Annotated in this window: 7 protein-coding genes and 4 tRNA genes; all 11 read left to right on the forward strand. The window is 55.6% G+C overall.

Going from position 1 to position 8512, the window contains the following annotated elements; genetic code table 11:
* Positions 1-213: 213 nt before the first annotated feature.
* The 11 genes from B2590_RS08665 (at position 214) to B2590_RS08715 (ending at position 8408) form a co-directional block, all read left to right on the forward strand.
* Complete coding sequence (locus tag B2590_RS08665; protein WP_007154036.1) at positions 214-1413, forward strand: hypothetical protein; 1200 nt, start codon at positions 214-216, stop codon at positions 1411-1413.
* Positions 1413-2504: a hypothetical protein gene (locus B2590_RS08670; protein WP_286811207.1), complete on the forward strand. Its 1092-nt coding sequence runs from the start codon at positions 1413-1415 to the stop codon at positions 2502-2504. The genes B2590_RS08665 and B2590_RS08670 overlap by 1 nt, the downstream gene beginning before the upstream one ends.
* The gene (locus B2590_RS08675) at positions 2501-3049 is read left to right on the forward strand and encodes a hypothetical protein (RefSeq protein WP_286811208.1); all 549 of its coding nucleotides are present in this window, start codon (positions 2501-2503) and stop codon (positions 3047-3049) included. The genes B2590_RS08670 and B2590_RS08675 overlap by 4 nt, the downstream gene beginning before the upstream one ends.
* A gap of 9 nt (positions 3050-3058) precedes the next feature.
* A complete protein-coding gene (locus tag B2590_RS08680) occupies positions 3059-5458 on the forward strand; it encodes a DUF6160 family protein (RefSeq protein ID WP_286847924.1) in 2400 nt (799 codons plus the stop codon).
* Positions 5459-5567: 109 nt separating this feature from the next.
* A complete protein-coding gene (locus B2590_RS08685; protein ID WP_036203322.1) occupies positions 5568-6536 on the forward strand; it encodes a biotin--[acetyl-CoA-carboxylase] ligase in 969 nt (322 codons plus the stop codon).
* Positions 6533-7267, forward strand: coding sequence for a type III pantothenate kinase (locus tag B2590_RS08690; RefSeq protein WP_286811211.1), 735 nt, complete (start codon positions 6533-6535; stop codon positions 7265-7267). Before B2590_RS08685 ends, B2590_RS08690 begins: the two co-directional genes overlap by 4 nt.
* The gene (locus tag B2590_RS08695) at positions 7264-7998 is read left to right on the forward strand and encodes a hypothetical protein (protein WP_286811212.1); all 735 of its coding nucleotides are present in this window, start codon (positions 7264-7266) and stop codon (positions 7996-7998) included. Before B2590_RS08690 ends, B2590_RS08695 begins: the two co-directional genes overlap by 4 nt.
* Positions 7999-8029: 31 nt before the next feature.
* Positions 8030-8105 (forward strand) — tRNA-Thr (locus tag B2590_RS08700).
* A gap of 40 nt (positions 8106-8145) precedes the next feature.
* Positions 8146-8229 (forward strand) — tRNA-Tyr (locus B2590_RS08705).
* Between the two features lie 10 nt (positions 8230-8239).
* Positions 8240-8314: transfer RNA gene (locus B2590_RS08710), tRNA-Gly, on the forward strand.
* 18 nt (positions 8315-8332) lie between these two features.
* Positions 8333-8408 (forward strand) — tRNA-Thr (locus tag B2590_RS08715).
* Positions 8409-8512: the final 104 nt, after the last annotated feature.

The following is an 8512-nucleotide window of genomic DNA, read 5'->3' on the forward strand; positions in this document are numbered from 1 at the left end:
TTTTTATTGCCTGTAAAAAAGTACCTTCAGCGTCGACTCATTTTTCAAATCTATGACCTTGCTCACAGTGACAAACTGTAAACGAGGTTAGGATCTGTACAAGAACTGGCCAAAACAAAAATTGCCAGCGAAAGCAGCATTAGTGTTCAGAGACACTCATCGAAAATAACAATAAACCGCTTTTCAGAATGCGGTTAATGGTGAGATCTGTCTATGAATCGTGTCGTTTGGCATTTGTTAGCGGTGCTGTCAGTGACCCCTCCCGCGTTTGCGGACCTGCAGCCAATCTCCGATAGCGATATGTCGGAAGTAACTGGTCAAGCATTCATTTCGGTTGATCGCCAATATCACCCCGACGAGACCGACAATACCTCTTATACACGCGTTAACCTGGGGATGGACATTGATATCCAGACCAATGTTGACGTACTCGAGTTGGGGCGCTACGAGCGGGATGGTGAAAAAGCCGGAACGTCCGATGTCTATATAGAGGACTTTGCGCTCGGATATATCAATAACCAAGCGTACTTCGAGCGCAACTCCAAGGCGCCCCGCCAGCTCAAGCCGGATGGCTCGGCCTATGGAGAAGGCGAAATCGTCCCGTTTAACATCGAGAACCCCTATCTGGAATTTGCGTTCGACGAGGACGCTCAGGAGATCGTTGGTTTTCGGCTGGGCTTCGGAGAGTCCATGGGCATCCTCTCTGGCAAGATTGAAACTCTCACCGGCAACGTCAATGTAGACATCATTGATCGCGGTGAAGGTTTGAGTCAGGCCAGCTCCAGCGGCAACTTCTTCGATCAGGTCATCGTTCTGCTTACCCCGTTGCTTGAAGGCGGTAGTCCGCTCCAGACCAAGGCACAACTGGTGTACGGCGAGGAAGGGCATCCTGATATCGGTGAGCTTGATCCCATTCGGGCGGAACATATTGGCATCCCCAATGGAGAACGCTTCGTGCTCGAGGATGCGGGCGGGTTCACTCGCTGGTCCGTAAAGAACCTTATTGGTTGGGGCTCCAGTTCCCGTATTGATGTGCCTGATTGCTCTTTCTTCAGTTGTGGCAGTGGAGATATTTATGTCTACGCCCAGGACTGCCTGGTCCTGGGTATCGATTCCTGCTTTGATCTCGATATTTACAACAGCTTTCCAATCGGCACGGTGGAAGAAGTTGGTAATCAGCGGAGGATTACAGGGCCGGCCGACGGAGCGTTTATTTCATTCCAGACCAAAGACCTTGACTGGCTGGAAGACGTCAAGAACACCAACCCGACGCCGGAGGATTTCATTCGGGCGACTTCCGGGGCCTTCTTCAATATTCCGAACGGTGCAACCGAGGTCAATCTTAACGAGGCCCTTTACGGCACCGACCGTTACCGAACGGAATACATCGATCGGGGCAGGGGGTTGTTTTGATGTTATCCAGAAGGCGCCTTCTAACCCCCACTGTCTGGTCGTTCTGCCCCACGCGAGTTTGCGCTGTCCTGGGACTGTTACTCGGAACGTGCACAGCAAACGCGGAACTTCAGGACCTGTCAGAGCAGGAACTGTCGGAGATCGATGGCGCTGGCATTGGAGTCGTGTTGGAAGACTTCACGTTTTCCCATGGCACGGACACGCCCGATGCCAATGGTAACCAGGCCCGGATTTTCAAGATTGGCGGCCTTAAGAGTACGGACGGCCGCGATGTCGAGATCGTGGTGAATCACTTGTACATCTCCGGAACCGGCAGCAACTACGGGCAGAACCTAAGCCCGGTAAATATTGGTCGGCTGGTGAATCCCTATCGGATTGACGTGGTCGACGGCAATAGTATCGGCATCCGGGACAAGGCCGTTCTCGAGTTCGCGGCGCCAGCTTTGGTGGACGCTGCCCAAGGGTACGACTGTATGAGCTCGGGTGCTATTGCGGGTAGTGGCGTTTGCTCCAGTCGGCCGGCGACGGCGGATTTTGTAGGTGAGCGCCCTGATATCGGGCTGCAGATGAATGTGGCTGTGGGAGAAGACCGTTCGGCCAATATCAACATTCATGCGAAAAGCGCAGTTATTGATGGTAGCTATCTTCGCCTTTGGGGCGATGACGATCGTCGACAGATGGTGGGGCAGTTCAAGCTCAATTTCCAAACACCGGAATTGTCGATCAATGCCTGTTCTCAGGATGGCCAATCCTGCGGCTCAAGAATCACGATGACCAACTTTGCGCTGGAGCTGGCGATTGGCAACCAGTTGCAGTCGGTATTTTTCGACGTTGATGGCACTGGCAATTTTGTGGTGGAAGTCGCGGCCATCGAGCCGCCAGCTCCGGGATCGATTGGCGCTGATGGGCTGCGAGGTAGCAGTGACGCGCAAACCTGGGATTTCTATGAGGACTATTACACCAATCCCGATTATCGCAGTAACCTGCACATCGGAAATTTTTCCGTGGGTGACCGGGATTTCGGGTCGGCACGGGTCGAGGGCATGCTGATTCAGCACCTTGATATCCGAACCAAGGATCTGGCGCCATGAATAGACGGTACGCGCATGCCCTGTTATTGGCCCTCGCATTGTCCAGCTCAAAACATGCGGTGGGTGAACTCGATCGTCTGAACGATGAGGCACTCTCTGAGGTATCCGGTCAGGGCGGCATATATCTATCAGGGGATATCAGCATTAATGAAATGGGCGGGCCTATTGAGAACGGCTATTTCGGCCGTTGTGATGATGCCGGTAAGAAGTGCGGTGCCAGGCTGGCCTACCGATTGAAAGAGGATGGCGGCTGGATGGTGCTGGATGAGATCAGGGGGAACTTTGCCTTCGAAGGACTGACCCTCCGTGTTCGTTCGATTGATTCCGGATTTGCCGGTGACGGCGAGGCGTTCAACGGTGACATTGTAGAGATTGGTCTGCCGGATACCGTTCGCTACAACGATGTGCGGTTCAAAATCGCCGGGAGCAACACACCCAGACCAACAGACCCGGGATTCCAGCAAACAGACATCTTTGCGGTGGAAATGCAGGGTGACGTCATCATGGAGGGAAACCTATTGGTTTTCCCTACGGGAAATCCATAGGGAGCGGGTATGGCCGGGATCAGAAAGCACATCGTGGTCACACAGTCTGTGAGGGGCGTAGTGTTGGCGTTGTCGGCACCCGCGATGGCGGATATGCAGCTTCTGGGCGACGAAGATATGGCGGATATAAGTGGCCAAAGCGGTATTACCCTGGAAATGGAGCTGGGTATGACCGCGGACCGTTTAACGTATTTCGATGATGATCGCGGTATCTACCTTGAGGATTTCCGGGTTGGTTCAGCAAGCCAGCCAGGTGAGTCGGCTGCTCATGTCATAAGGGTCGATATCACCGATGAGGCGTCGTTGAATCTGGACTACCTGGTTGAGGATCGGCGGATTGAGTTCGGCGATATACGGTTGGCTGGCGCCCCGGGGATTGGCATGGGTGGCATTTTCTTTGATCACAGCCTGCAGGGAAACCTGCGCATCAGCCCGGGAGGTGCGTTTGGCTCATCGGGTTACACATTCGACACTGCCTACACCATGACCGGCGGCCGTCTGGGCTATCGAACCAACGGTAATGAAGTCTTCCTGGATGATATCACCCTCAGTGTAGAGGCCCTGGGTGTCACCCTGGATGTAGTTGGCAGTACTCTGGAGCTGAACGCCCCCCGCGTATCCGGTTCCTACGATGTGGGGGCAATCCGATACAGTAATAACCCTGCCAATCATGGCAACACCTACGACGTCGCAACTGGCCAGGCCCTGCCCAGCTATGGCGGGCTCAGCGGTTCCTTCGACCTCTCGTCGAAAACCGGCATTACAGCCGGTGGGCGCGAAGGGGAGGGTTTTCGGTTGGATAACGAAACCACGATTAACAGTGCATCCTTTATCTATCATGACGACGACCACGCGCTTGCGTTCCGCGAGATTACAGGACAATACCGGCTGAATGACCTCCGGGTGGACGTGACAGCGGACCGATACGGACGCGACGCCCTGGGGTTCACGCTGGGGTCGCTGAGCGGGGAATTTAACATTGGTCGCATTGAAATGGGCGCCAGCGGGCAAAGTATTGGCGAAGTGAATGTCAGCTTCATGCTGCAGGACCACGTCTACAACGGGCGCAGCTACACCAACGCGGTTTACCTGCAAGGTGGGGGGCACCCAGATGCCGGCTCTCAAGGGCTCAGGTTGTCCACTGAGTGGAGTTTGCAGTTGGCCGACCTGAGCTATACCGAGGATGGCAACCGCGTTATCTTCAGCGGACTGCAGTCCTGGGGGCAGGGGGATGTCACAGTTAACGTTACGCGGGATGGTGAGCTTAATGGAACGCGTTTTTATGACGGGCTCCGGATTGGCTTTGAGGATGTGTCGGCCGGCTACAGGATTAATGGCTTACGAGTAGGCAGCGAGGATGCCCCGCTTCAGGGTGGTACGGAGCTGCTTCTGGCGCTTGGCTTCTACCCGGCTTACGAATTCGATATGGATGGCCAGGTGACGCTTGGAGCGGGCGGTGCCAGTGGTGAGGGTCTAACCATCAACTCGGATATCCGTATACGGAATGGCCGGGCTGCTATCATCGCCGCGCCTTACGATGAAGGTTCGGGGGAGATTTCTCAAAAGGGTTTGTGGATCAGCGATCTCAGCTACGATGCCCATGTTCGGGATATGACCCTGGATGTGACCGAAGACGGGCTGACCCTCATCAAGGGGGAGGCCTGGAGCCTTATGGATGTTGGCAACCTGCGGGTTGGCGATAAGGCGGTGGGATCAAGCTTTGGCCGATTTGTGGTTCAGAAATACGAAACCGGAAGTAGCATGATCATTGTCCCGGGTGGGGCTGGCAATGTCTGCGCCGGCGGTTCGGGGGACTCTGAGTCGGCCTGTGCTGCATCGGGCGGAATCTGGGAGGCTCGTGGTGATGAGGGAATCACGATCCAGCTCAAACAGATACTCGCAAGGGAAGTCAGTGAGGCGCGCAAGAATGCATTTACCTGGGAAACCAATCGTCAGGTGGATTCCAGTGGCAAGCCGATCAACAACACAGGCTCCAGGCTCGTACTTGACGATATTCATACCAGCGATGGCGGTGACTTCGACGGTGACGGTGTAGACGACAATACCTTTGGGATACGCACGGACCTGTCTGTCGATGTCTACCAGACCAAGGTGGTCAAGAAGACAGATGGCGCAGATGCTTTGGGAGTGGTCGGCGCAAGGGGCGACGAAAAAATAATGGACCCGGCCGCAGGGGCGGGGTACCGCTATGTATCATCGCCCACTGCGGCTGACCTGGATAATCGCCCGCTGGGGTTCGCCGTTCGGGCGAGGAGCCAGTTCAAGGAGCTCTCCATCAACAACATTGATCTGGTCCATCCCTCCGGTGGTCCACAAACAGCAGTCTATGGCGTGAAAATGCAGAACTTCAATATTGAGGCCAATCTGACTGCAACGCCCATACCCTGAGGTCTCAGGCGGCAAATTTTGGACGTGCCGCGGCGTCGTCCTTTGTCTTTTGGTTCGACGTGTTGTTTAATCCCGCCCTGATCCCATTCAAATACGCGGGCGTTCCTTGATGAAATCCAAAGCACTTCTTGGCCTCCTGGCAGACGGCCAGTTTCATTCCGGTGAGTCCCTTGCCAGCAGTCTTGGCATCAGTCGCACGGCAATTTGGAAGCAGGTTCGTCGTGCAGCGGAGGAGGGTGTCCGCATAGAAACCATTCGTGGCAAGGGCTATCGTCTGTTGAGCGACATGGACTTGCTTGATGCGGAACGGATAACGCAGAGTCTGGCGCCGGATTGTCGCACCAGGGTCGAACTGATCGTAATGGATGAGGTAGATTCGACCAATGCTGAAATTGTACGACGCCGTGCGGGATCCGATTCCGGTCGCATTCCCGTGTGCATCTCTGACTGTCAGACCGCTGGCCGTGGCAGGCGCGGCCGGCCCTGGCAAAGCCCGCGGGGACAGAACCTGTACCTGAGCCTGGGGCTGACGTTTCGAGGCAGCTTCGCCATGCTGGATGGTTTAAGCCTGGTTCTGGGTGTGGCGGTCGCCGAAGCCCTGGAGCAGCATGGTGTTGCAGATGTGGGGCTGAAGTGGCCCAACGATATTTTTCTCGGCGGTAGCAAGCTGGCTGGTATTCTGGTTGAGCTTCAGGGCGAACTTGAAGAGGGGGTGGTTCAGGTTGTTGCAGGTATTGGTCTGAACGTGCATATGAAAGAGTCTGCGGAGGTGGATCAATCCTGGAGCAGTCTTGACATAGCCGTGCCTGAACGTCGCTGGAATCGTAGCGAGCTTGCTGCGTCACTCGTTAATTCCGTCCTTGACTCCGTGGACGAGTTCGCCAGTCAGGGGTTTACCGGGTTCCGTTCACGTTGGCAGGGTCGAGATATATTTTCCGGTAAGTCCCTGGTTGCCAGCCAGGGTGGACTCGCCGGGAACGGGCGTGGAATCGATGATACCGGTAATTACCTGATCGACGACGGCAAAGAGTTGGTCAGGGTTCGTGCCGGCGAGATAAGCCTGCGGGTCCGCCCATGAAGCTATTGGTGGATGCCGGGAATACCCGGCTGAAGTGGCTGCTGGTCGGCGATGGTCATTTGGTTGGCACCGGTTCCGCCATTCTGGACGCCGACGACCCATTCTGCGACATCCGTTGTCAGTCCGCCCATATCAGGCGAGTTGCAGTATCCACTGTGATCTCGGAAGAAAGGCGCCAACATTTGCAGATGCAGTTGGAAGCGTTCTGTCGTGCTCCGATTGTGTTTCATTGGGCTGAACCCCATCGAGGTGGTTTGGTGAATGCCTACACCGAAACCGACAGGATGGGGGCCGATCGCTGGCACGCCATGTACGCTGCATGGCAGGCCGATGAGGGTGGTTTTGCCGTTGTTGATGCCGGCAGTGCTATTACGATTGATTATGTTGCCGACTCGGGGGCGCACCTGGGCGGCTATATTCTCCCGGGTAAGCAGATGATGCTCAGGTCCTTGAGGCAGGACGCTGCGAGAATTGGTTTTGATGTCAGTGATGTGCAGGCTGCGGAGCCTGGAGCGTCGACAACCGAATGCGTCCAGCATGGACTGGTCTGGCTCTGGGCATCAATGGCTGCACGGATTGAGGCGGATTGCCGTCGTCTTGGTCTTGGTCGCGTCCTGGTGACGGGAGGCGACGCCGAAGGCCTGCTTGATGCCGGGCTTTCGGCCCACCACGAGCCTTCATTGGTGCTCAAGGGGCTTGCGGCTGTTGATGGGGAGAGTGAACGCGAATGAGGTGGTTTGCTGTTGCCCTGATTCTGATCAATGGGGCGCTTTGGTTATACGGGGACAAGCTCGGACCAAAGCCCGTTGCCGTTGTAACCGAACGCCAGGCATTGCCGCGGGTGGCTGATCTGAAACCGCTGTCGCCAGAGGTTGAACCCGAAGCCGCCCAGGAGGATGTGACGCTGGCCGAGGGCGAAGCCACTCAGTCAGCCGTTGATGTTGAGGCTTCGCCAGAGAGGGAAGCGGTTCCCCTGAATTTCTGCGTTCGGTTGGGGTGGTTCGACTCGGAGCAGAGTGCGCGGCAGGCTTATCGTTCCCTGGGGCGGCCTGGAACCGACTACGACGTTGCTGAGGAGGAGCGGGAACTGGCACCACTGCATTGGGTGATCATACCTCCTCAACCGGAAGATCGGGCGCTGGATCTGTTTCGCGATCTCCAGCAGAGGGGGATCGACTCCTACCTGGTAACCCGGGGCGAGAATAAAAATGCCATTTCTCTTGGGCTGTTCGAGTCCCGACAGGCCGCCGAAAATGTCCTGGCTGAAAAAAAACGCCAGAATCTCAATGCAATACTGGCCAACTTCCCCCGAAATCAGCTAAGCTACGCGCTCGTTTTTGAAGACCAACTGGTGCCGGATTCCGGTGCGGTTGGGGCGGCGGAAACGGATTACAGTGAGAATTTCGACATGGTCGAAATCAGGCGTTGTGAAGGTGTTGCAACGCGTTCTGAAAATCCGTAGTATACCGCCCTCGCTGAAGAGGCGAATGTGAGCTGGCGTAGCTCAGTTGGTAGAGCAGCTGACTTGTAATCAGCAGGTCGGGGGTTCGATTCCGTCCGCCAGCTCCACTTTAAGTTTAGGCAGGTTTGCCGTTGGCATACCTGACTCGGAGGGGTTCCCGAGTGGCCAAAGGGATCAGACTGTAAATCTGACGCGAAAGCTTCGCAGGTTCGAATCCTGCCCCCTCCACCACTTATTGCTCGCGGGCATCGTATAGTGGCTATTACCTCAGCCTTCCAAGCTGATGACGCGGGTTCGATTCCCGCTGCCCGCTCCAATTTGTAGTGTTGAAAGCGCTCATGTAGCTCAGTCGGTAGAGCACATCCTTGGTAAGGATGAGGTCACCGGTTCAATTCCGGTCATGAGCTCCATTATTTGTCCGGTCAACGTTACGGTCCAGTTGATTAGGGAGATAGGTCGAATGTCTAAAGCAAAATTTGAGCGTAAAAAGCCGCACGTAAACGTGGGCACCATT

Origin of the sequence: Marinobacter sp. UBA3604, assembly GCF_002375325.1 — a bacterium.
In the GTDB taxonomy this organism is placed as follows: Bacteria; Pseudomonadota; Gammaproteobacteria; order Pseudomonadales; family Oleiphilaceae; genus Marinobacter; species Marinobacter salarius.